At 61.9% G+C, this 20,696-nt stretch carries 21 protein-coding genes; 6 read left to right on the top strand and 15 right to left on the bottom strand.

Annotated elements, in window-relative coordinates; genetic code table 11:
• Positions 1–128: 128 nt before the first annotated feature.
• The 7 genes from PXH66_RS04985 to murJ form a co-directional block, all read right to left on the bottom strand.
• Positions 129–1,511 (bottom strand): alkaline phosphatase PhoX, encoded by a 1,383-nt coding sequence (locus PXH66_RS04985; protein ID WP_330928458.1) that lies wholly within the window; start codon positions 1,509–1,511, stop codon positions 129–131.
• A gap of 84 nt (positions 1,512–1,595) precedes the next feature.
• Positions 1,596–2,246, bottom strand: coding sequence for an NAD(P)H-dependent oxidoreductase (locus PXH66_RS04980; protein WP_330928457.1), 651 nt, complete (start codon positions 2,244–2,246; stop codon positions 1,596–1,598).
• Between the two features lie 28 nt (positions 2,247–2,274).
• Positions 2,275–3,348: an alkene reductase gene (locus PXH66_RS04975; protein ID WP_330928456.1), complete on the bottom strand. Its 1,074-nt coding sequence runs from the start codon at positions 3,346–3,348 to the stop codon at positions 2,275–2,277.
• A 28-nt stretch (positions 3,349–3,376) separates the two neighbouring features.
• Positions 3,377–3,715, bottom strand: coding sequence for a thioredoxin (trxA, locus tag PXH66_RS04970; protein ID WP_330928455.1), 339 nt, complete (start codon positions 3,713–3,715; stop codon positions 3,377–3,379).
• A 102-nt stretch (positions 3,716–3,817) separates the two neighbouring features.
• The gene (locus tag PXH66_RS04965; RefSeq protein WP_330932250.1) at positions 3,818–4,393 is read right to left on the bottom strand and encodes a TetR/AcrR family transcriptional regulator; all 576 of its coding nucleotides are present in this window, start codon (positions 4,391–4,393) and stop codon (positions 3,818–3,820) included.
• Between the two features lie 89 nt (positions 4,394–4,482).
• Positions 4,483–5,469, bottom strand: coding sequence for a bile acid:sodium symporter family protein (locus PXH66_RS04960; RefSeq protein WP_330928453.1), 987 nt, complete (start codon positions 5,467–5,469; stop codon positions 4,483–4,485).
• Positions 5,466–7,064 carry a murein biosynthesis integral membrane protein MurJ gene (murJ, locus tag PXH66_RS04955; protein WP_330928452.1) on the bottom strand — a complete coding sequence of 533 codons (1,599 nt, stop codon included), beginning with the start codon at positions 7,062–7,064 and terminating at the stop codon, positions 5,466–5,468. The genes PXH66_RS04960 and murJ overlap by 4 nt, the downstream gene beginning before the upstream one ends.
• Before the next feature lie 132 nt (positions 7,065–7,196).
• Here murJ and PXH66_RS04950 point away from each other — a divergent pair, with 132 nt between their 5' ends.
• Both PXH66_RS04950 and PXH66_RS04945 read left to right on the top strand, forming a co-directional pair.
• Positions 7,197–8,237 carry a phosphate acyltransferase gene (locus PXH66_RS04950; protein ID WP_330928451.1) on the top strand — a complete coding sequence of 347 codons (1,041 nt, stop codon included), beginning with the start codon at positions 7,197–7,199 and terminating at the stop codon, positions 8,235–8,237.
• Positions 8,224–9,405 (top strand): phosphotransacetylase family protein, encoded by a 1,182-nt coding sequence (locus PXH66_RS04945; RefSeq protein WP_330928450.1) that lies wholly within the window; start codon positions 8,224–8,226, stop codon positions 9,403–9,405. Before PXH66_RS04950 ends, PXH66_RS04945 begins: the two co-directional genes overlap by 14 nt.
• Positions 9,406–10,022: 617 nt before the next feature.
• On the opposite strand, the gene PXH66_RS04940 is transcribed toward PXH66_RS04945, so the two are convergent.
• From PXH66_RS04940 to PXH66_RS04930, 3 genes are read right to left on the bottom strand one after another with little or no spacing between them, the layout of a single operon-like run.
• Complete coding sequence (locus PXH66_RS04940) at positions 10,023–10,679, bottom strand: hypothetical protein (RefSeq protein WP_330928449.1); 657 nt, start codon at positions 10,677–10,679, stop codon at positions 10,023–10,025.
• A 23-nt stretch (positions 10,680–10,702) separates the two neighbouring features.
• Positions 10,703–10,957: an FmdB family zinc ribbon protein gene (locus tag PXH66_RS04935; protein ID WP_330928448.1), complete on the bottom strand. Its 255-nt coding sequence runs from the start codon at positions 10,955–10,957 to the stop codon at positions 10,703–10,705.
• A gap of 31 nt (positions 10,958–10,988) precedes the next feature.
• Positions 10,989–11,594: a DUF4013 domain-containing protein gene (locus PXH66_RS04930; RefSeq protein WP_330928446.1), complete on the bottom strand. Its 606-nt coding sequence runs from the start codon at positions 11,592–11,594 to the stop codon at positions 10,989–10,991.
• Positions 11,595–11,636: 42 nt separating this feature from the next.
• On the opposite strand from PXH66_RS04930, the gene PXH66_RS04925 reads away from it, so the two are divergent.
• Positions 11,637–12,521, top strand: coding sequence for a polyprenyl synthetase family protein (locus tag PXH66_RS04925; RefSeq protein WP_330928445.1), 885 nt, complete (start codon positions 11,637–11,639; stop codon positions 12,519–12,521).
• A 383-nt stretch (positions 12,522–12,904) separates the two neighbouring features.
• On the opposite strand, the gene PXH66_RS04920 is transcribed toward PXH66_RS04925, so the two are convergent.
• Entirely contained in the window at positions 12,905–13,714 is an 810-nt protein-coding gene (locus PXH66_RS04920) for a helix-turn-helix transcriptional regulator (RefSeq protein ID WP_330932249.1), read from the bottom strand.
• A 202-nt stretch (positions 13,715–13,916) separates the two neighbouring features.
• On the opposite strand from PXH66_RS04920, the gene PXH66_RS04915 reads away from it, so the two are divergent.
• A complete protein-coding gene (locus PXH66_RS04915) occupies positions 13,917–14,270 on the top strand; it encodes a DUF4870 domain-containing protein (RefSeq protein ID WP_330928443.1) in 354 nt (117 codons plus the stop codon).
• Between the two features lie 8 nt (positions 14,271–14,278).
• Here PXH66_RS04915 and PXH66_RS04910 read toward each other — a convergent pair whose 3' ends face one another.
• Positions 14,279–15,154, bottom strand: coding sequence for a LysR family transcriptional regulator (locus PXH66_RS04910; protein ID WP_330928442.1), 876 nt, complete (start codon positions 15,152–15,154; stop codon positions 14,279–14,281).
• A gap of 113 nt (positions 15,155–15,267) precedes the next feature.
• Between PXH66_RS04910 and PXH66_RS04905 the strand changes: the two genes are divergently transcribed.
• Positions 15,268–16,188: an EamA family transporter gene (locus tag PXH66_RS04905; protein WP_330928441.1), complete on the top strand. Its 921-nt coding sequence runs from the start codon at positions 15,268–15,270 to the stop codon at positions 16,186–16,188.
• A gap of 55 nt (positions 16,189–16,243) precedes the next feature.
• Positions 16,244–16,861 (top strand): nitroreductase family protein, encoded by a 618-nt coding sequence (locus PXH66_RS04900; RefSeq protein WP_330928440.1) that lies wholly within the window; start codon positions 16,244–16,246, stop codon positions 16,859–16,861.
• A gap of 509 nt (positions 16,862–17,370) precedes the next feature.
• On the opposite strand, the gene tpiA is transcribed toward PXH66_RS04900, so the two are convergent.
• From tpiA to gap, 3 genes are all read right to left on the bottom strand, one after another.
• A complete protein-coding gene (tpiA, locus tag PXH66_RS04895) occupies positions 17,371–18,138 on the bottom strand; it encodes a triose-phosphate isomerase (RefSeq protein ID WP_330928439.1) in 768 nt (255 codons plus the stop codon).
• Positions 18,139–18,158: 20 nt separating this feature from the next.
• On the bottom strand, positions 18,159–19,403 hold the full coding sequence (gene pgk / locus PXH66_RS04890; protein WP_330928438.1) for a phosphoglycerate kinase: 1,245 nt from the start codon (positions 19,401–19,403) through the stop codon (positions 18,159–18,161).
• Positions 19,404–19,519: 116 nt separating this feature from the next.
• Entirely contained in the window at positions 19,520–20,569 is a 1,050-nt protein-coding gene (gene gap, locus PXH66_RS04885) for a type I glyceraldehyde-3-phosphate dehydrogenase (protein WP_330928437.1), read from the bottom strand.
• Between the last annotated feature and the right edge of the window lie 127 nt (positions 20,570–20,696).

Here is a 20,696-nt window from a genome sequence, read left to right as displayed (position 1 = left end):
CTATGCGGACGACGTGAAAGTCGCCCCTCCGGGGAGGGATTCCATCTATCGATAGCGGAGGTGTGGCTCTGCAACCGCAGCGGCGCTCTCGGCGAGATCGCCCTACCTTTTGGCGGTGATGTATTTGGTCAGGCCTTGGGCCAGGGGCCGGTGATGGCGACGGTGTAGCCGGGGTTCTGCACGTTGACAAACAGCGTCGTGCCATCAGGCGAGAAGCAGGCTCCCGCCATTTCGCGGTCGATCGTGGGGTTGGCGGCGATGATGTAATACTCCCCGGCGGGGGTGATGCCGATGATACGGCAATATCCCTTGGTATCCTCGCACACGATGAGGTCGCCCCAGGGGGCGATGGTGAGGTTGTCGCAGTTGCGCAGCAGCGCGCTGTCGTTGGGCTCGGCGAAGAGTTCGATGGTGCCGGGGGCCTCGGACTCGCGGGCGGTGCCTTCGTAGGGGCTGGGCTGATACCGAAAGATCTGGCCAAGGGTGTTGGCGCCCCCGTTGGTCATGGCAAAATAGGCTTCGTTGTCGCCCCACCAGGCACCTTCCCCGCGCGCAAAGACCGCCGCACCGGCGGCCCGGCCACGATAGCGCAGGTCGAGCACAGGGCTGTCGACGTTATCCAAATCAATCCATTCGACGGCGAGCGGCTGGCCGATGGGAAACGTGGGGCCGGTCGGCCAGTTGCGGGTGTCGGCCTGCGGCTGTCCCACCACGACCAGGGCCTGCAAACGCCCGCCGGCGGCGAGGTTGCCGGGTTCGGTCGGGACAAAGCGGTAGAGCAAACCATCGCCGAGATCCTCGGTCTGGTAAACCACCCCGGACGCGGGATGGACGGCGATCGCTTCATGGCGAAAACGCCCCATAGCTTTGAGCGGCACCGGCACGACCAAGCCGGGCTCGGTCGACGGCTTCACTTCGAAATTGTAGCCGTGCCATTGCTCTTCGTCAGGCTCGCGCTCGGCATTGACCTCTTCACAGGTGACCCACGTGCCCCAGGGGGTCGGGCCGCCCGCACAGTTGCGCTGCGTGCCGAGCAGGGACTGAAAATGTTTTTCGAGCTGCTGCGTCTGCGTATTGAACACGAGCGTCGTGGTGCCGCCGATACACGGCAGCACCCCGCTGCCGGTGTCGTAAACGCGGGATTTGTCGACCGCTCCGAAACGCTCCGACTGTGGCCCAAACGGACTCTGGTGCAGCCAGGCACTCTCGTTTTCGTGGTTGCGGACCAACAACGTGCGACCGTCGGAACCCGCAAACGCGGCCATGCCGTCGTGCATGCCGGGAACGAGAAGCCCGTCGTCCATTTCCTCACCGCGGAAGGAGAACGCCCGGTAGCGAAATCCCGAGGCGACCTTGATCAAATTGTCAGGGTCGTCGAGGAGCGGTCCAAAACCGCGCACGCCGGTCGCACCACTGGCCGCCGCCAAGGGACTGTTGACCAAGGCACGCAGCCCCAGAAAGGCAGCCGAATATACCCCGGCTGAACGAATGAACTCACGACGAGATCTCACGCGTCGGAACGTGGGGTGAGTTCCTCATAAGTCAAAGCTTCGCCGAACTTACCGAGCCGTCCCGTGCACATTGTCACCCGCGCGTCACCGATGCTCGATCACCTCGTGCGTTTCAAAACGAACTTTCGGCACGGTCGCATACTTGTCGTCGGGCGAACGGTAGCCGGCGGCGCAGGCAAAAACCGATTTCCAGCCCGTGCCGGCGAGGCCGAGCGCCGTGTCGTATCGGGCGGGAACGAGGCCTTCCATCGGGCAGGTGTCGACCCCGAGCAACGCGGCGGCGGTCATGAATTGACCCAGCGCGATGTAGAGCTGCCGCGTTTGCCACGCGTCGAGCCGTCCTTCGGCGCGCGCGCCCTCCAAACTTTGGGCGATGACTTTGCGGAAACCGTCGAGCGTTTCCATCGGCACACCACGGACCTCGGCGGTGCGCGCCATGTAGCGGTCCAGATGATCGTCGCCGAGGTTTTCCTTCACCGCGAACACCACGAAATGTGACGCGTCGCGCGGTTGCGTCTGGCCCCATGACGCTTCGACCAGTTTTTCCCGGATTGCGGAGTTTCGCACCACGATGAATTTCCACGGCTGCAAGCCGAAGGACGACGGGGCCAAAACCAGCGCCTGTTCGAGCGCTTGCCAAGTGGCGCCGTCGATGGACCGCGAGGCATCGAACACCTTGGTGGCATAGCGCCAGTTGAGGGCGTCCGACAACGTGGAGAGGGAACCGGAAGACATCTGCGTTGGTGTCGAAAAGAGGGACGATTCAGGCGACGGAGGCCAACGCGGGATAGTCGGTGTAACCCGCTTCGTCCCCGCCGTAAAACGTTTCCGGATTGGGCGTGTTGAGCTCGAGTCCCTCGATCATGCGGCGCGGCAGGTCGGGGTTGGCGATAAACTGCTGGCCCCAGGAGATCGCATCGGCCTCCCCGCGTTCGAGGAGACCCAGCGCATCGTCGCGCGAGAGTTGTTGGTTGGCGATGAACGGTCCGCGAAAGGCCGCTTTGAGATCGGGCCCGAGACGCGGTGCTTCGAGCGACTCGCGGGCAAACAAGAAGGCGATCTTTCGTTGGCCGAGTTCACGCGCCAGATAACCGAAGGTTTCGGCGGGATTGTCATCCCCCATGTCGGACGCGTCGCAACGCGGCGCGATGTGCATGCCCACCCGATCGGCTCCCCAGACGGAAATCACGGCGTCGGTAATCTCCAACGCGAACCGGGCGCGGTTCTCGAGCGAACCGCCATATTCGTCGGTGCGGTGATTGGTCGACGTCTGCAGGAACTGGTCGATCAAGTAACCGTTGGCGCCGTGGACTTCGACGCCGTCGAAACCGGCAATCTTGGCGTTGACGGCTCCCTGACGATATTGCTCCACCACCGCCTTGACCTCGGCGGTAGTGAGAGCGCGCGGCGTGACGAAGGCTTTCTCCGGACGAATGCCGGACACATGACCGGCGGGCCGGATGGCGGACGGTGCTTCGGGCAGTTGACCGTCGAGATAAATCGGATCGGAGATGCGTCCAACATGCCAAAGCTGCAGAAAAATGCGGCCGCCGGCGGCGTGCACACGGGCGGTGATTTTTTTCCACGCCTCAACCTGCTCGTCGGACCAGATGCCGGGCGTATCCGGATATCCCACACCCATGGGGGAAACGGCGGTGGCTTCGGTGAGAATGAGACCGGCCGACGCACGTTGCTCGTAATACGTGCCCATCAAATCGGTCGGCACGCGACCGGGACCGGAGCGACACCGGGTGAGCGGCGCCATGATGACGCGGTTGGGCAATTCGAGATCACCGATACGAATCGGCGCGGCGAGAGGAGACGAGGACGAGGACATGAAGCGGAACGGACGTTGGAAGGAAAAATCAGGCGGCGGCGACAGCCTCGGAGATCGCGGCGGCCGATTGCAACCCGACGAGCTGCTTAACGACGGCCCGGTCCTTGATCAGGAGCAGTGTAGGCAGCGCACGGATACCGTGGTCGAGCGCGAGCTTTTGCTCACTGTCGACGTCGACCTTGACGACTTTGACGGTATCTGGGTGAGTCGACGCAATTTCATCGAGCACCGGCGACATCGCCTTGCAGGGACCGCACCATCCGGCCCAAAAATCGACGAGCACCAACCGGTCGGCGGAGGCGTCGAGCGCGACCGATGCGAAGTCGGCCACGGTGGCGTGAGAAACGAGAGAAGAGGTGCTTTCCATAATAGTTGACTGATCGTCTAGTTTCTACGGAACGCAACCCACCGCCGAACTTTTCTCTAAATTCCCGGCCTGTTCGCCCCGGTCGGGGCCAACCCAATGGGGTCAGGCGGTAACCGGCAGACGCACCCCGAGGTGGTCGCACATGCGGTCGGCAAAGTCACTCAACCGCTCGACATCGTCGTGCAGACGAGCCTGGGCGATCATGCCTTCAAAAAACGCCATGGCGCACCGCGCCTTGCACACGGGATCGCCGGGCTCGATGAGACCGGCAGCCTGGCCGTCGCGAATCGCGGCCTCCCAATATTGGGTTTTGATTTCCAAGATGGAGCGCACCTTGTCGCGAATCGCTTCGTGAAGATTGCAGATTTCCGAGCCGAGCGAACAGAGCGGACAACCCAAAACGTGGCCGTGCTCGGCCTTCATTTGGGACTGAAATTCGTAAACGGCGGCGCAGCGGGCCCGGATGCGATCGATGGGCGGAATGGACGGGGAGAAAACTTCGTCGAGCTGCTTTTTGTGATCCTGCCACATCCGGTCCAAGGCCTTCACCGCGAGTTCCTCCTTGGACGTGAAGTAGTAGTAAAAACTGCCTTTGCGCACATCGGCGCGACGGCAGATATCGTCCACAGACATGGCACCGTAGCTCTCCTCCCACATGAGAGAGAGCGCGGCATCCATCAAGCGTTGATCAGCGTCACTGGTGCGTCCCATTAGCCGAGACCGTAGGCGGGTTGGCGCGACGAGCAAGCCCACGGATTACTTTTAGTTCACCCATTTGTAACCGGATGCTGTCGCAAGTGCCGCGCCCCCAACGTCCCGCACACAAACAACTGGAGCGGATGGTAGAGCATGATGGGCAACAAAATGAGTCCGAGCCCGGGGTGCGCCCCGAAGACGACTTTCGCGAGAGGCACTCCCGTGGCCAGACTCTTCTGAGCCCCGCTGATCACGAGCACGACGGCCTCTGCCGGGCGCAGGCGCAGGGCCTTGGCCAGCAACGATGTGCCGACGAGCGCGATGGCCATCAGGACGATCACCCCGATCAGGCTGCCCAAGAACAGCCCCCACCCGTGCGACGACCACAGGTTGGCTTTCACCGAATTGCAGAAGGCGGCGTAGACGATCACAAGGATGATGCCGTTGCTGAAATTATTGAGTTTTTTGCGCTTCGCATCGGCCCACACCTCGACGCCGAACCGACGCACGATTTGCCCCACCACGAGCGGCAGGATGAGCAGCAACGTGACCTCTTGGAAAACAGCGCTCAGCGGTTGGGTCGTGCCACTCGCCTGCATCAGCCACGCCACCCACACGGGCGTGAGGAACACGCCGATCACATTGGACAAAACGGCGTTGAAAATGGCGGCCGGGACATTGCCGCCCGCGACCGTCGCCAACGCCACCGCCATCACGATGGTCGACGGCAGCACGCACAGAAAGAGAAAGCCCATGCGCAGATCCGGCGCGAGTCGCCCGCCGACGACGGCATCAAACACGATGCCCAGCAACGGAAACGCCAGGAACCCAAAACCCTGCACGCCGAGGTGCAGCTTCCATTGGCTGGCCCCATCACGCAATGCCTTCGCTGGCAAGGTGAGGCCTTGCGCAAAAAATACGAACGCGACGGCAAATTTGGTCGAAATCTCCGTGCGCAGCAGACCGCCCTTGGCCCCGACATCGGGGAACAACCACGCCAAACCCACCGCGACGGGCATGCCGACCATGAACCAGTTTTTCTTCAGCCAAGCTATCATGAGTTTTTAGATCCGGGAGCGATGGGTCTGCGCCCGCGCAACAGGGCGGCGATTTCTTCCCGCCCCTCCAACCGCAGGAACCACACCAATCCGCCATACACGGCGATACCCACCGGCACGAGCACCGCCAAACGGGCAAGATCCCAGGCCCAGGTCGTCGGCATGGTGGCGAACAACCGCGCGCCCGCCCCCACCGCGAGTCCCATGCCGACACTCGCGATGAGAATTTTTACCGTATTCACCACCATGGGACCGACGCCCAACTCCGCCCGCTGCCGCGTGAGCGCACGTTGCAGATACACCGCCTGCGCCACCACCGCCACGTTGCTCGCCAATGCCAGACCCATGGTCGAAAGCGGTCCCATTAGAGCGAGACTCAGGCTGACATTGACCACGAAACTCATCACGGCGGCGCGCACGGGCGTCCGGGTATCCTTCTGCGCGTAGAACGCCCGCAGCATCAGATTCACGTAGGCAAAGACCGGTAGTCCCGCCGCGAATACCATCAGCACGGGCACGGTCGCCAGCGTGTCCTCGGGCCGAAATTCGCCCCGCTGAAACAGCACCCGAATAATTGGAGCCGCCAAGACGACCATGCCCACCGCCGCCGGCACATTGATGGCGAGCACCAGCCGCATGCCACGATGGTAGGAGCGCGCCAGATTGGGCCAGTCGCCCTTTGCCGCGTAACGCGAGATAAGTGGAAACACGACGGTCGACACCGCGATCGCAAACACCCCGATGGGGAGCTCGATCAATCGCGTTGCCAGATTGAGAATCGCAGCCGCCGAATCGTTGAGTGATAGCCCGATGATGCGCGAAACCGACAGGTTGATCAGATAAACGGCCGATCCGAGCACGGTCGGCCCCATCAGCACCAACATGGATTTCACCGCCGGACTGAGACTGAAATCCGGGCGGGGCCGCCAGCCCTCCGTCATCAACGCCACGGCCGGCACCACCATTTGCAAAAAACCGCCAATCAGCACGCCACCGCACAACCAGCGCATGCGCGCGTCGTCGAGCGTCACGTCGCCCCACCACACCGCGCCGCCCAACATGCCAATCATGGCCAAATTGAGCCAGATCGGGGAAAGCGCCGGTTCCAGGAAACGATCAAGCGTCTGCAGCGCCGCACTGAACGCGGCGGACAAACATACGAAGACGAGATAGGGAAACAGCACGACCGCGAGTTCCGCGGCCTCGCGCCACCGGGCGACCTGAGCCGGTTTACCAGACCATGTTTCCAACCAGCCCGCTTCCGCCAAACCGGCGAGACTCACCATCGCGAGCGCCACGATCACGAGCGTCACCGCACCGAGCCAGCTCGCCACTTGATTGACCAAAACGAACGCCCCCGACCGCTGCCGTTGAGCCAGTTCGTCGTTGAGCGTCGGCACGAGCGCGGCCGTCAGCGCGCCCTCGCCCAGCAACCGTCGGAAGAGATTGGGCAGTGTGAACGCGGTCACAAACGCCGACGCCAGCGGGCCCGCGCCAAACACGGTGGTGACCAGCATATCGCGTCCCAGCCCCAACACGCGCGAGAGCATGGTCGCGGCGGAGACGATACCGATGTTCTTGAGGCTGCGAGACACCGCGCTGTTCTCGCCTCCCCTGCAACCGCTTACAAGAGTGAAGACCGGCAGCCGCGGCCCTCGTTTACAAAACGTGAATCCTTGTCACGGCATTGACGACGCCGAACAGTCCCAACACCGTCTCCGCCACGCATGCCACTGCTCGATCGTCTCACGGCCAAACTCCAACGTCATCCGAAACGCATCGTGTTTCCGGAGGGAGCTGATCCGCGTATCCTACAAGCGGCTCGCCAATGGGTGACCCGCCGCCTCGGTGTGCCGATTCTGCTCGGCGATCGCACCGAACTCAAACGCCTCGCGACGCAGCTCGATATCAACACGAAAGGCATGCGGTTGCTCGACCCCGCCCGCAGCGACGATGTGGATACTTTTGCCACCGCATTGCACCAACTCCGCGCCCACAAAGGTCTCACCCTCGACGAAGCGCGCGAAGCCCTTCGCGAAAACAGCACCTACGCCACCATGATGCTGCAGGCGGCGCAGGCCGACGCCCTCGTCGGCGGGGCCACGCAGTCGGCCGCGAGCGCGCTGCGCCCGTTGTTTCAGATCATCCCGCGCTTGCCCGGCGTGCACACCGCGTCGTCGCTCATGATCCTCGATTTTGACGAGAAACAGATCGGCAGCGGCGGCAGCCTCTTCATGGCGGATTGCGGCGTCATCCCCCACCCGACCGCCGAACAACTGGCCGACATCGCGATCTCGACCGGCATCATCGCAAGCCACCTCACCAATACCAAGCCGCACATCGCCATGCTCAGCTTTGCTTCGCGCGACACTTCCGCGGATCCGAGTGTGCTCAAAATGCGTCAGGCCACCCAGCTCGCCCGGGAACAGGCGAACGCCGCCAACCTCGATTTCGAAATCGACGGGGAGATGCAGGTCGACGCCGCCCTCGATGCGTATGTGGCCGGAGCCAAGCGCATCGAATCACCCGTGGCGGGCCGCGCCAACGTGCTGATTTTCCCCGACCTCAACAGTGGCAACATCGGCTTCAAACTCGTGCAACACATCGCCGGGGCCAATTCCTACGGCCAGATCGTCACGGGACTCAGCAAACCCGCCGCCGAGATCAGTCGGGGTTCGAGCGCCCACGACGTTTTCGGGGCGGCGGTGGTATGCGGCGTGCAGGCGATTGATCGCGATCTTCTCTTTGGTAGCCATGACGCAATCTGACCTGAACCTGCCCTCGACCAATCCCTTCACGCTGCCGGCGCTCCCGCTGCTCAAAGCCCCGACCAATACGGAAAACAAGCGCCTGTTCGTCGCCGCCACGCGCATGAATGACGGCAAGACGACGACTTGCCTCGGGTTGTTCGCCGCCCTGCAGGCCGCGTTTCCGCGCGTGGGGTTCATCAAGCCCATCGGCCAACGCTTCGTCGAAGTGCAGGGACACAAGGTCGACGAAGACTCGGTGCTCCTCGACACCATCTACAAGGTCCGCGTGCCCATCGAAAGCATGAGCCCCGTGGCCATCGACGGTTCCTTCACCCGCCGCTACCTGAAGAACCCGGCCGACATGTTGCCGAAGTTGGAAGACCAAATCTGCCGGGCGTTTGACCGCGTTTCGTGGGAAAAAGATTTCACGCTCATCGAAGGCACCGGTCACGCCGGAGTCGGCAGTGTGTTCGACCTCTCCAACGCCCGCGTTGCCAAACTGCTCAAGGCCAAGGCCATCATCGTGTGCCCGGGCGGCATCGGTCGCCCCATCGACGAGATTGCGCTGAACAAGGCATTGTTTGACCAAGTCGGCGTGGAAGTCGTGGGTGCGATCCTCAACAAGGTCGAAGCCGACAAGATGGATATGATCACCGAATACGCCGGGCGCGGGCTCAAGCGCCTCGGGGTGCCGTTGCTCGGCGTGTTACCCATTCAGCAAGTGCTGGCCCGCCCCAATCTCGCGCAAATCGCCGAACACATCGACGGCCGCTGGCTCAACGCGAGCGCGAACGCCAAGAATGTTCGCGTGGGTCGCTTGGTCGTCGGCGCCATGGCCGCGAAAGGCATTGTCGAGCACCTGCGCGCCGGCACCGTCATCATCACTCCCGGCGACCGCGACGACATCCTGTTGGCGGCGATTTCGAGCGCGCAACTTTCCCCCGACAGCCGTGTGGCCGGCATTATTTTAACCAACGACATCGAGCCGCACGCCAAGCTGCGGGAGTTGCTCACGCAGACGGATATCCCGATCATGATGGCGGCCGGCGAGAGCTACACCGTGACATCCAAGATCAATAGCATGACGGTTAAAACCCAGCCGGGAGATTCGGACAAAATTCCCGTCATCAAGAAGCTCATTCAAGAGCACGTTGGCATGGAAAACCTGCTCGCCGCCATCGGCTGACGGTCGACGGGATGATGCCGTTTGCCGGAGGAAACACCGAGCGTGGAATCACTCCAAGACGAGGGGCCGAACTGTTTCTCAACAGACGGAAACGAAGCAAACGAAGGTCGACCGGGAACGGATACACCGGCGCAACATTGCTTAGCGATCTTGGCGATCTTCTGTGAAAAGCAACCAGGCTGACAGATCGGTGAAAGCTGTGGTTAAACTACCTTCCACTCCGGTGCGTCAGAGACTGGATTGATTTTTACAGAAGATCGCAAAGGGCGCGAAGCCACTCCGGTGCGGACGACATGGAAGTCGTTTCTCGAAGGTTTCAGCTCATCACTCAACATCGCAGAGTCCCAGCTCTGTTAACCTCCGTTTCCTCCTGTAAAAAATGCCGGCTGAGAGATCTGTGTTGATCGGTGAAGTTTGTGGTTAAACCCGTTGGCCGCTCCCGTGCGTGAGAGGCAGAATGGTTAGGGCCCACGGAAGACACGAAACCATCAGCATGACGCTACAGTGATGGCGGCGGGGTGGCAGCATTGGTTTTCTACAGAAGATCGCAAAGGGCGCGAAGCCACTCCGGTGCGGACGACGTGGAAGTCGTCCCTCCCCGATTGAAATGTCCGGTCTTAGCGGCGGGCGAGCTTCAGGAAATTGTCCTCGACTGCGACTTCGCTCAGGGTCGACCACGCTTTGGTGAGCTCTTCCGGGTATTCCTGGGAGGCCCTGAGACGGTCCAAAATAAAATCTCCGACCACCGGTAATTTATCGACCGCCAGAGTGCCGACCATCACCGACTCAGGCACGAAAACATGGGTGGTGCCCTGCACCTTGAAGTCGCCTTTGGCCTGCACGATCACGTCCTTGGTGAAGCCCGGCAATTTGATCGAACACGGCAGACCGATCTGCATCACGCCGTCGCGAACCCGAAAATTAATGTTCTTGGCCACGAAGGCGCCGGTTTCGGCTTCGGCATCGGGCTTGGCCGTGGACGACGCCATCCAGGTGTTGAGTTCGTCCTCGGTCAGCTGGATTTCAACCGCTCCACCCTCGATCAGCATCTGTTTCTTACGCAGCCACTGTCCCCCCAACGAACTGCGCGCGGACCCCGCCTGATAATACACTTTATCAGGATCGGGCTCCTTCGGCATGACGCGCACCGTTTCCACCGGCTGGGCGATCAGGTATCCTGCGGCCAAGGTCGCCCCAATGACCAAGCTGATCACCGCCCCCAAGGTCACTTCAACGATACTGGGTGGTTTGGGACCTTTGGATGCACGGGACATGGCGGAAGCGGGTTGAGCGGGCGTTAATCGGCGGATTTCTTGGCGGCGGCGGGAGCAGACGGGGCGGCCGGTTTGGCGCTGTCTCCTCCGGACTTGTTCTTATAGTCGGTGATATAGAAACCGGAACCCTTAAAAATCAACCCGGCTCCACCACCGACGAGGCGTTTGGCGGAGCGTTTTTTACAGGACGGGCACGTCTTGATGGGGTCGTCCTTCATGGACTGAAAAACTTCCCATTCGTGACCACATTTCGGGCAGGCGTAATCGTAATTCGGCATGGTGGCTTAGGTGTCTAACAAAACCAAAAAATCAAACTTTCACCCCACCACGGCGCGCTTCTTCGATCATGCGGAAGGAAGCGGCGTAGTAAGTCCAACTCGCGGCCAGGGCCACGAACACGGTGAACGTCATCAGCGGGTAGCCCGCGATCAAAAATCCGATAAACGCCAGCGTCGGCAGCACGAGCCGCCCCCGCGTCGAACGCAGCATGGAACCCAGCACGACCAAGCGAAACGCATCCCGGTATTCCTCGCGCTTCTGGTATTGGTAAATGCCCGCGACTACCAAGGGGCCGACCAGCATCACGACCGGCACCATGGGCAGGTAAACAATCGCCCCCCACTCCAGCCACCGCAGGGGCAGCGTCATCAGCCAGGCGATCGCTAGCGGAATCACCCCGAGGGCGAAGAAAATCACGAAAGCGGCGATCCCGTCGAAAAACATCCGCCGCCACTCGCCCCATTCGGGCAACATGACCGCGTCACCGCGCCGGGAACGCTCGATCAGCGCATACAAATAGCCAAAGGCCAAAAAATGCGCGACGGGGACCACCAAGAGCAGCGCGCCAACGATGCATTTGATGAACCACGACGAGTCGGCGAAAAGGCGTTTGCAAACAAGTTCTAGGGTGGGCATCTCGGCTAAAAGGAAAGTTGGCCGGACCGTAGCGGCGCCCTGATGGAAGTCACAAACAAATTAAACTCTCTGGTCGCACGCATCGAAGCGGGCCTCGATCAACACGTTCCCGCCGCCGCCACGCCGCCCGCCCAGCTGCACGCCGCCATGCGCTATAGTTTGGAGGCCGGTGGCAAACGCCTGCGCCCGGCGTTGGTGCTCGCCGCCGCCGAAACCGGAGGTGTGACCGACGACGATGCCCTGCCCGCCGCCGTGGCCGTGGAATGCCTGCACACCTACTCGCTCATTCACGACGACCTGCCGTGCATCGACAACGACGACCTGCGCCGCGGCCGCCCCACCGTGCACAAGGCCTACGACGAAGCGACGGCCCTGCTGGCCGGCGATGCCCTCCTCACCCACGCCTTCGCCCTGCTCGCCGAGGCCTACGCCGACCGCCCCGCCCTCGCGCATGCGTTAATCCGCGAATTGGCCGAAACCGCCGGTAGTCGGCGCCTCATCGGAGGCCAAATGGCCGATCTGCTCGGCGAAGCCAAAGGCGATGCCACCGCCGCGGACCTGGAATTCATTCACCTCAACAAAACCGCCGCGATGATCGAAACGTCCCTCGTGCTCGGCGGACATGTTGCCGGTATGACGAGCGCACAGGTCGAAACGCTGCGCCGCGCCGGCCGCCACCTCGGCCTCGCCTTTCAAATCGTCGACGACGTGCTCGATGAGACGTCCGACACCGCCACCATGGGCAAAACCGTGGGCAAGGACGCCGCGACCGAAAAAACGACCTACGTGCGACTCTTCGGCCTGGAGGCTTCCCGCGGTTTCATCACTGAACAGACCAACGTCGCGGTGACCGCATTGGCATCATTGCCCGGCAACACCGAATTCCTGCAAACCCTCGCTCGCAGCATGGCCGCCCGCGCGAATTGACGGGACCGTTCGGGCTTCCGAGACCGGAACGCGTGTCCGAGCCACGAGGCACGGAGCGCCCGCGGCGACGCCAGATCGTCATTCCCACCACGACTCCGGGATTAAAATCGGCAACGGCTGCAAATGAGAAGGTCTGGGCGCGCAATACCACCGTTTCGCCGTTGGTAAACGAATACGGTGTATTCGAGAGACCTATCGCCGTGGCAAAAACCGCATCGTCGAACTCGATAACGCCCAATGGCCCATTCGAGTTGTCGACAAAATGGGGGTGCGAGTTCGAACCCAGAACCTCATCCACGCCGCCGTTGATCGATGCCGTTGAACCGTGGCGGTTCCCGCGGTGCTTGCATACCTCCCTAGCAGGGAGGGTGACGGTGACTGCCTCAGGCCGGTCGACCCAACCAAAGAGAAATCAACCCGTTTCGCCCACTGACTCCAAGTTTGCGCAGCAACTGACGAACATAGGTATGAACCGTCGCCGTGGTGACGCCCAATTCCTCCGCGATGAGTTTTTCCGGTCGGTCGGTCAGGAGCAGGGCCAACAATTCGCGCTCCCGCGGCGTGAGCGGAGTGCCGGCAACGGTCACGCCATGGGCCAGGAGCACCTGCCGGTGAAACCACGTCAAACCACGCATCGCGTAGTGGGCCACCTGCAACTGCTTTTCCGTGAACGGCTCACCCTCGCGCATGCGCAGGAATCCGTAATACCCCTCCGTCATGGCGTTGATCGGCACGCCGACTGTCAGTGAATCGTGGATACCGCGATCGCGGTAACTCTGGTAAAATTCAGTTTTATACCAAGCCGCGGGCACGATGTCTCGCAGACGATGCGCCCGAAATGTGCCCGCCAGGCGCGCCTGCGCCACCGTGGACTCATCGATCTCACCACTGCGGATCGCACGCATGCGGCGCTGCGTGAATCGCTCGTCCATGGGCAGCGGCTGCAAATACCGGATGACCATCGGTCGCCAACCGCACAGCGGATCCGCCATCGCCCGAGTCATTTGCACAGCCTCCATCCAGTAGGCGTTTTGCGCATCAATCATCTCCGCCACGGTTCTGAGCAGATGCATCAACGCCGACTCGTTCTCCGATGCTTCGATGGCCGCCAGCTCGTCCCAAAGACAGTGGATCCGCTCGATCAACCCAGGATCCTGCAAGGGAGGCGGTGGTGGCAGCGATGAATCACTCAAACGCCGGATACTGTGTCGCAAGCCACCTCGTGACAGCAAGTGCGTTCGCTTACCGCGGAGCATCGCCCGTGTCCCCTCCCCGTCACCGGATTCCATAATTACCCACATATTGTAGGACAAATTTCTGCGACTTTTCGCTACACTCGCGGGTGATTACCAACAGACCGGACGCAATCTTTATCCGCCCGACACACTTTAACACATGGACTACGAAACCAACGTCACTCCCGTCGACACCAGCCATCGTCTACTCAATATTCTAAGCCACGGCGCGTGGTTTTTGGGCGCACCGATTCTTATTCCCCTGATCATCTATCTGGTGACCAAACGGGACGGGAACATCGTCACGGCCCACTCCGCGGAGGCATTCAACTTCCACCTCAGTTTCACGCTCTGGGCGCTGTTGTGCATCCCGCTCACCTTCATCGGCATCGGCTTCCTTTTGATCGGCGCCCTCACCATCGCCACCGTCGTGCTCGCCATTATCGCGATCATCAAGGCCGCCAACGACGAGCTTTACCGCTACCCGCTCACAATCCGGTTTTTCGACGTCTAAGCCGACCATCAGTGCGCCCCCACGAGTTCGACCAGTCGCCGGGCGGCGGCACTGCCGCGGCCACGCTGTCGCAGCACATAAAAATCCCACGTCACCCATCGATCCCGCACCGGACGAAACACGACTCCGGGCGGGGGCGTGCCTTCCATGTAATCGGGCAGCAGGGCCACCGCCTCATCCCCCCCAATCCGCGCAAACGTTTCGCTGATATCCGTCGAGTTGGCCACCCAGCGCGGTTTGAATCCCGCGCGGGCGCACAGCGCTTTCACCCACGCATTGCGCCCGGGCACCACCGACTCCGCCACGCCGATGAACCCCGCGGTGTGCAGGGATTTGAGTGCAATCGTTGTTTCCGTCGCACCCGCATGCCCCGCCGGCAACGCCACGCACGCGCCCAGTCGACACACCTTGCGGCGATAGAAATCGTCGGCCAGCGCCGCGCCTTCCTGACCGATCAGCGCAACATCGAGTTCGCCCGCGCGTAGCGCCGCCAATTGCTCCATCGGAGTCTGATCGAAGAGCCATAGTTTCAAATCGGGAAATTCCTGACGCAAGTGAGTCAGCGCCGGCGTGAGAAAGCGCGTCGCCGCCAGACCAAGGTAGCCCACGCGTAACTGAGTGTGACGGCCGTGCGCATACGCTGTGACATCAGCCCAGGCTTGATCGTGCGCCTTGACCACCGGTGCCATGGACTCGCGCAACTTGAAACCCAAATCGGTGGGTCGCACCCCCCACGACCCTCGCTCAAACAGCTGCCCGCCCACTTCGGCTTCAAGCGCCTGAATCTGTCGCGACAGCGTCGGCTGCGCCACGCCCAACCGCGCTGCCGCCCGGTTCACACTGCCCTCGTCGATCACGGCCAAAAATGTGCGCAGCAGCTTCATGCCGAAGGGTTATGCAAAATTAACATACCGATGGCAACATCGACGTATTAGCCGAGGCGGCGGCGATCCGATAGGATGTCAGCGTCACTCCCACGCTGTCCCCATTCGTCGCCATGTCCGTTTCTGTCTCCTCATCCCCCGCCGCCGGTCTGGTGGCGGTTTCATCACCGCAACCGGTGGGTCGGCTCGTTGCCCATACATTGACCACCGCGCTCACGCCGATCATCTGGGGATCGACCTATCTCGTTACCACGGAGCTGCTGCCCCCGGACCGTCCCTTCACCGCCGCCTGCATTCGCACCCTGCCCGCCGGCATCCTGTTGTTACTCTGGGAACGGGCGCGGGTGCCACGCTCGCAGTGGCTCCGTTTGTTGATCTTGTCCCTGCTCAACATCGGGTTGTTTCAAGCTTTGTTGTTCACCGCCGCCTATCGGTTGCCCGGGGGCATCGCCGCCATGGTCGGTGCCACCATGCCGTTGTTGGTCTTGGGCTTCGCCTGGATTCTCGACCGTCAACGGCCGGGCTCCGTCGCCACCGGGGCAGCGGTCACGGCGATCGGAGGCATGGCGTTGATCTTCGCCCGGCCTCCCTCCGGTCTCGACCCGATCGGCATCGCGGCAGCGGTGACGGGAACCTCCTGCCTCGCCCTCGGCACCACGCTGGCGCGACGTTGGCAAAGCAACGTGCCGCTGCTGTCCTTTACCGGCTGGCAATTGGTTGTCGGCGGAGCGGTGCTGGCCCCGTTGGCGCTCGTGATGGAACCGCCGCTGCCCGCGCTGCAAACGTCGCATATTGCAGGATACATCTACCTCAGCGTATTCGGCGCCTTGCTGGGCTACCCGATCTGGTTTCGCGGCATCGCCAAACTGTCCCCCGGCGCGGTCGCCGCGCTGGGGCAGCTGAGTCCGCTCACCGCCATCCTGCTCGGATGGGCGGTGCTGGACGAAGGCCTCGCGCCACGCGAGGTGATCGGCGCATCCATCGTATTGGGCGCAGTCCTCCTGTTGCAGTGGGCCCATCGTCCGCGTCGGTGACGCGCTCCCCCTCTCTTCCACCTCAACCCAACCCACCACTCACACCATGCTCATCATGAATCCCCCGCTCGAGTCTATGCTCGAAACCCGTTCCACCGCCGGCCGCTTTGATTCCACCCGGACTCTGCCTGACGGTGTCGTCGAAAAACTGATACACCTCGCCACGCGCGCGCCTTCGGCCTTCAATCTCCAAAACTGGCGTTTCATCGCGCTCGAATCCACGCCTGCCAAAGCGCAGTTGAAAGCCGTCGCGTTCGGCCAACAACAGGTGGTCGACGCCGCCGTGACCTTCATCGTTTGTGGCGAACTCGAATCGCACCGGCACCTCTTCGCCCGCCTGCAACCGGCCGTCGACCAAGGCATCCTGCCCGCCGCCCTGCAACAAGGCTGGACCGACATGGCAGGCGGGCTGCACACCGACAATCCCGGTTTGCAACGCGACGAGGCTTTCCGTTCGGCCTCGTTGGCCGCGATGGTGTTGATGCTTGCCGCCAACAGCATGGGACTCGCCGCGGGCGCGCTCAGCGGTTTCGATCCGCAGGCGCTGGCCGAGTCCTTTCAGCTCTCCTCCCACGACGTTCCGGTGATGTTGGTGACGGTCGGATATCCCGCGTCGGGGAACTGGCCGCAGAAACCGCGCCGCGCCGTCACTGATGTATTGGAGCGGCGGTGATTTCCACGGCGTGGTCGGCGGAGTTTTGATTTTTAACCACAGATTTCACCGATGAGCACAGATCCATTCGCCCGTATTTTTCGGGAGGAGCACCGCTCACGGTTCACCACTACGATGACAGCTTTAACGCAAAGACGCGTGAGGTGCCTAGGCCTGCTCCTCCGCGCCCACCGATATTGCGTCCCTCGCGTTCCAGCGCCTTCGCGTTAAACGCTATCATTTGTTTCCAGGTCATCCGTATCTGCCTCGCCACCGCGTAGCGCGAACAAGCTCGCAGCCTACAGCCTACCCGTCCACCGCACACCGCAATCGCCCCTTCGATCCCATTACACCGTAGGCCGCGAGCTCGCTCGCGCTCCCTTTTGCCTTATCCTGCCCTCGGTAACGACCATTCCCGTGGGTGGCACGCCTGCCCCCTCCGCTCCGCGTCCCCTCGCCTTGGCGTTAAACCAAAAAAAGCCCGGTCAGTCACGACCGGGCTTTGAAATTTTGCGAATCGGTTTCGCGGTTCAGCTCGCGGCGGAAGCCGCTTTGACGAGGTCGACAAAGCTGCGGGCTTCGAGCGCCGCACCGCCGATGAGACCGCCGTCGATGTCAGGCTGCGCGAGCAGTTCGGGCGCGTTGGCGGGCTTCATGGAACCGCCGTAGAGGATGCGGATCTTGCCGCCCACGGCCGGGGTGAAGAGCTTGTTGAGCAAGTCGCGGATAAAGGCGTGAACTTCTTGCGCTTGATCGCTGGTCGCGACCTTGCCGGTGCCAATGGCCCAGACAGGTTCGTAGGCGATCACTACGCTGGTAGCCTGCTCTTTGGACACGCCGACGAGGCCGGCTTCAAGCTGGGTTTGCACGACCTTGAGGGTCGTTCCGGCTTCACGTTCTTCGAGGGTTTCACCCACGCAGAGGATCGGCTTGAGCTCGGACTTGATCGCCGCGAGAACCTTTTGATTGATGAACGCGTCGGTCTCGCCGAACAAGGCGCGACGTTCGCTGTGGCCGAGAATGACGTAGCTGGCGAACAGCGAACGCAGCATGCCGGCGGAGATTTCACCCGTGTAGGCGCCGCTGCGCTCGGGGTGCATGTTTTGGGCGCCGAGTTTGACGCTGGAATCGGCGAGAGCCTTGCCGACGGACTCGATGGAGGTGAACGGCGGACACACCACGACGTCGACGTCGTTGGCGCGACCCACTTCCGAAACGATGCCCGACACGAGGTCGGCAGCGTCGCTGGAGGTGTTGTTCATCTTCCAGTTACCGGCGATGAGTTTTTTGCGGATCATGAGAGGAGACAAATGGAAGGTTAGCTCGTGAGGAAAGCAACGCCCGGCAGGGTCTTGCCTTCGAGGAATTCGAGGCTGGCGCCGCCGCCGGTCGAGCAATGGGAGACTTTGTCGGCGACGCCGAACTTCTTGGCGGCCGTGGCGGTGTCACCACCTCCGACGACGGAAGTCGCGCCCTTGGCGGTGGCTGCGGCGACGGACGCGGCCATGGCCTTGGTGGCACCGGCAAATTTTTCGAATTCAAAGACGCCCGCCGGACCGTTCCAGATGATGGTCTTCGAAGCGAGGATGGCGGCGGTGTAGAGCTCGATGGACTTGGGACCGGCGTCGAGACCTTCCCAACCGTCGGGGATGCCGGAGGCGTCGTCGGCGGCCTGCGTGTTGGCGTCGGGGCTGAAATCGTCGGCGCACACGTAGTCGACCGGGAAGATGAGCTCAACGCCCTTTGACTTCGCCTTGGCCGAGAGTTCCTCGACGATCTTGGCGCCCTCTTCGTCGAAGAGGCTGCGGCCGATCGCCATGCCATCGATCACCTTTTTGAAGGTGTAGGCCATGCCGCCGCCGATGATGATCTTGTCGGCCTTTTCGAGGAGATTGGTGATGAGCGGGATCTTGTCGGCGATCTTGGCGCCGCCGAGAATGGCGAGCAACGGGCGCTCGGGGTTGTCGAGCACTTTGCCAAAGGCGACGAGTTCGGCTTCCATGAGGAATCCGGCCGCCTTTTCCGGCAGATCGACGCCGACCATGGAAGAGTGCGCGCGGTGCGCGGTGCCGAAGGCGTCGTTGACGAACACGTCACCCATCTTGGAAAGGCTGGCGCGAAACGCGGTCACGGCCTCGGGACTGGCTTTGACGGAGGAACCATCCTCGGCCTTGGACTTGCCCTCTTCTTCGATGTGGAAGCGGAGGTTCTCGAGGAGGAGCACCTGGCCGGGTTGGAGGGCGGCGGCTTGCGCCTCGACCTCGGCGCCGACGCAATCGGCGGCGAACAACACCTCGCGGTCGAGCAGCTTGCCGAGCTCGGTGGCGACAGGTTTGAGCGTAAACTTGGGGTTGGCCTCACCATTCGGGCGACCGAGGTGGCTCATGAGCACGACGGAGGCTCCTTGCTCGAGCGCATACTTGATGGTCGGCAACGCGGCGACGATGCGCTGGTTGTTGGTGATTTCGCCGGTGGATTTGTCCTGCGGGACATTGAAGTCGACGCGGATCAGGACGCGTTTACCGGTCAGGGCGAGGTCGCGGATGGATTTAAAGGCAGACATGGAGGTTTAGATAAAAAAAGGGCCCACGGAACACACGGAAGACACGGGAAGCGAATGAGCTGGATGAGTCCGTGTGTTCGGTGTGTTCCGTGGGCCGGAACAGTTAAAAGCGAGACTTAGATCTCGGCGGCGATCTTCTTGGTGAGATCGACGACGCGGTTGGAGTAGCCCCACTCGTTGTCATACCAGCTCACGAGCTTGAAGAAGCGGCTGTTGAGCTCAATCGACGAACCGGCGTCGTAGATGGACGACAGGGGATCGTGGATGAAGTCGGAGGAAGCCACCTCGTCCTCAGTGTAGCCGAGGATGTCCTTGAGGTAGGTCTCGGAGGCGGCCTTGAGGAGCGCGTTGATCTCGGCGAGCGAGGTCTCCTTGACGGTCTTCACGGTGAGGTCGACGGCCGAAACGGTCGGGGTAGGCACGCGGAATGACATGCCGGTCAACTTACCCTTCACCTCGGGGCAAACGAGGCCCACGGCCTTGGCGGCACCGGTGGTGGAAGGGATGATGTTGATGGCGGCGGAACGGCCACCCTTCCAGTCCTTCTTGGAAGCGCCGTCGACGGTCTTTTGGGTCGCGGTGTAGGAGTGGACGGTGGTCATGAGACCTTCCTCGATGCCGATGCCTTCCTTGAGGAGGACGTGCACGAGCGGCGCGAGGCAGTTCGTGGTGCAGGAAGCGTTGGAAATGAGGTTGGTGGTCTTCACGTCGAGGGTGCCGTCGTTGACGCCCATGACGATCGTGGCCACGTCGCCCTTGGCGGGCGCGGAGATGATCACCTTCTTGGCGCCCGCGTCGATGTGACCCTGAGCGGCGGTGTCCTGCGTGAAGAGACCGGTCGATTCGATGACGAGGTCGACGCCGAGCTCGCCCCAAGGCAGCGCGGACGGACCAGCGCGCACGCCGAGAACCTTGATCTCCTTGCCATTGACCACGAGCACATCGTCTTCAGCGACGTCCGGGGAGGACTTCTTGCTGCTCACGGTGCCTTTGAAGCGACCCTGGGTAGAGTCATACTTGAGAAGGTAAGCGAGGTTATCGGCGGGAACGAGATCGTTCACTGCCACAACGTCGAGGGTGTCGCCGAGCAAGCCTTGCTCTACGAGCGCGCGGAAAACCAAACGCCCAATGCGACCAAAACCGTTAATGCCTACTTTTACTGCCATGGGTTACTCCAATGTATGAGTTATGTGCTTAATCAGGTGAACCGGTCCGTGTGGACGCGGGGAAAAGGGAGCGAAATCCGCGCCAACGAGGTTGGCAAGGGGTTTTCCTGCGCAATCCTTGCTGTCA

This window comes from Synoicihabitans lomoniglobus (assembly GCF_029023725.1).
Classification (GTDB): Bacteria; Verrucomicrobiota; Verrucomicrobiia; order Opitutales; family Opitutaceae; genus Actomonas; species Actomonas lomonigloba.
The sequence above is the reverse complement of the archived record's forward strand: the minus strand, read 5'-3'. Positions and strand labels throughout refer to the sequence as shown.

Coding starts and splice junctions, on each gene's coding strand:
- tpiA (WP_330928439.1), bottom strand. CDS start 18,138: ATGATCCGCAAAAAACTCATCGCCGGTAACTGGAAGATGAACAACACC.
- PXH66_RS04965 (WP_330932250.1), bottom strand. CDS start 4,393: ATGGATGCCGCGCTCTCTCTCATGTGGGAGGAGAGCTACGGTGCCATG.
- PXH66_RS04940 (WP_330928449.1), bottom strand. CDS start 10,679: ATGTCCCGTGCATCCAAAGGTCCCAAACCACCCAGTATCGTTGAAGTG.
- gap (WP_330928437.1), bottom strand. CDS start 20,569: ATGGCAGTAAAAGTAGGCATTAACGGTTTTGGTCGCATTGGGCGTTTG.
- PXH66_RS04980 (WP_330928457.1), bottom strand. CDS start 2,246: ATGTCTTCCGGTTCCCTCTCCACGTTGTCGGACGCCCTCAACTGGCGC.
- PXH66_RS04935 (WP_330928448.1), bottom strand. CDS start 10,957: ATGCCGAATTACGATTACGCCTGCCCGAAATGTGGTCACGAATGGGAA.
- PXH66_RS04905 (WP_330928441.1), top strand. CDS start 15,268: ATGTCCGTTTCTGTCTCCTCATCCCCCGCCGCCGGTCTGGTGGCGGTT.
- PXH66_RS04960 (WP_330928453.1), bottom strand. CDS start 5,469: ATGATAGCTTGGCTGAAGAAAAACTGGTTCATGGTCGGCATGCCCGTC.
- PXH66_RS04975 (WP_330928456.1), bottom strand. CDS start 3,348: ATGTCCTCGTCCTCGTCTCCTCTCGCCGCGCCGATTCGTATCGGTGAT.
- PXH66_RS04915 (WP_330928443.1), top strand. CDS start 13,917: ATGGACTACGAAACCAACGTCACTCCCGTCGACACCAGCCATCGTCTA.
- trxA (WP_330928455.1), bottom strand. CDS start 3,715: ATGGAAAGCACCTCTTCTCTCGTTTCTCACGCCACCGTGGCCGACTTC.
- PXH66_RS04950 (WP_330928451.1), top strand. CDS start 7,197: ATGCCACTGCTCGATCGTCTCACGGCCAAACTCCAACGTCATCCGAAA.
- PXH66_RS04945 (WP_330928450.1), top strand. CDS start 8,224: ATGACGCAATCTGACCTGAACCTGCCCTCGACCAATCCCTTCACGCTG.
- PXH66_RS04930 (WP_330928446.1), bottom strand. CDS start 11,594: ATGCCCACCCTAGAACTTGTTTGCAAACGCCTTTTCGCCGACTCGTCG.
- PXH66_RS04910 (WP_330928442.1), bottom strand. CDS start 15,154: ATGAAGCTGCTGCGCACATTTTTGGCCGTGATCGACGAGGGCAGTGTG.
- PXH66_RS04900 (WP_330928440.1), top strand. CDS start 16,244: ATGAATCCCCCGCTCGAGTCTATGCTCGAAACCCGTTCCACCGCCGGC.
- pgk (WP_330928438.1), bottom strand. CDS start 19,403: ATGTCTGCCTTTAAATCCATCCGCGACCTCGCCCTGACCGGTAAACGC.
- PXH66_RS04925 (WP_330928445.1), top strand. CDS start 11,637: ATGGAAGTCACAAACAAATTAAACTCTCTGGTCGCACGCATCGAAGCG.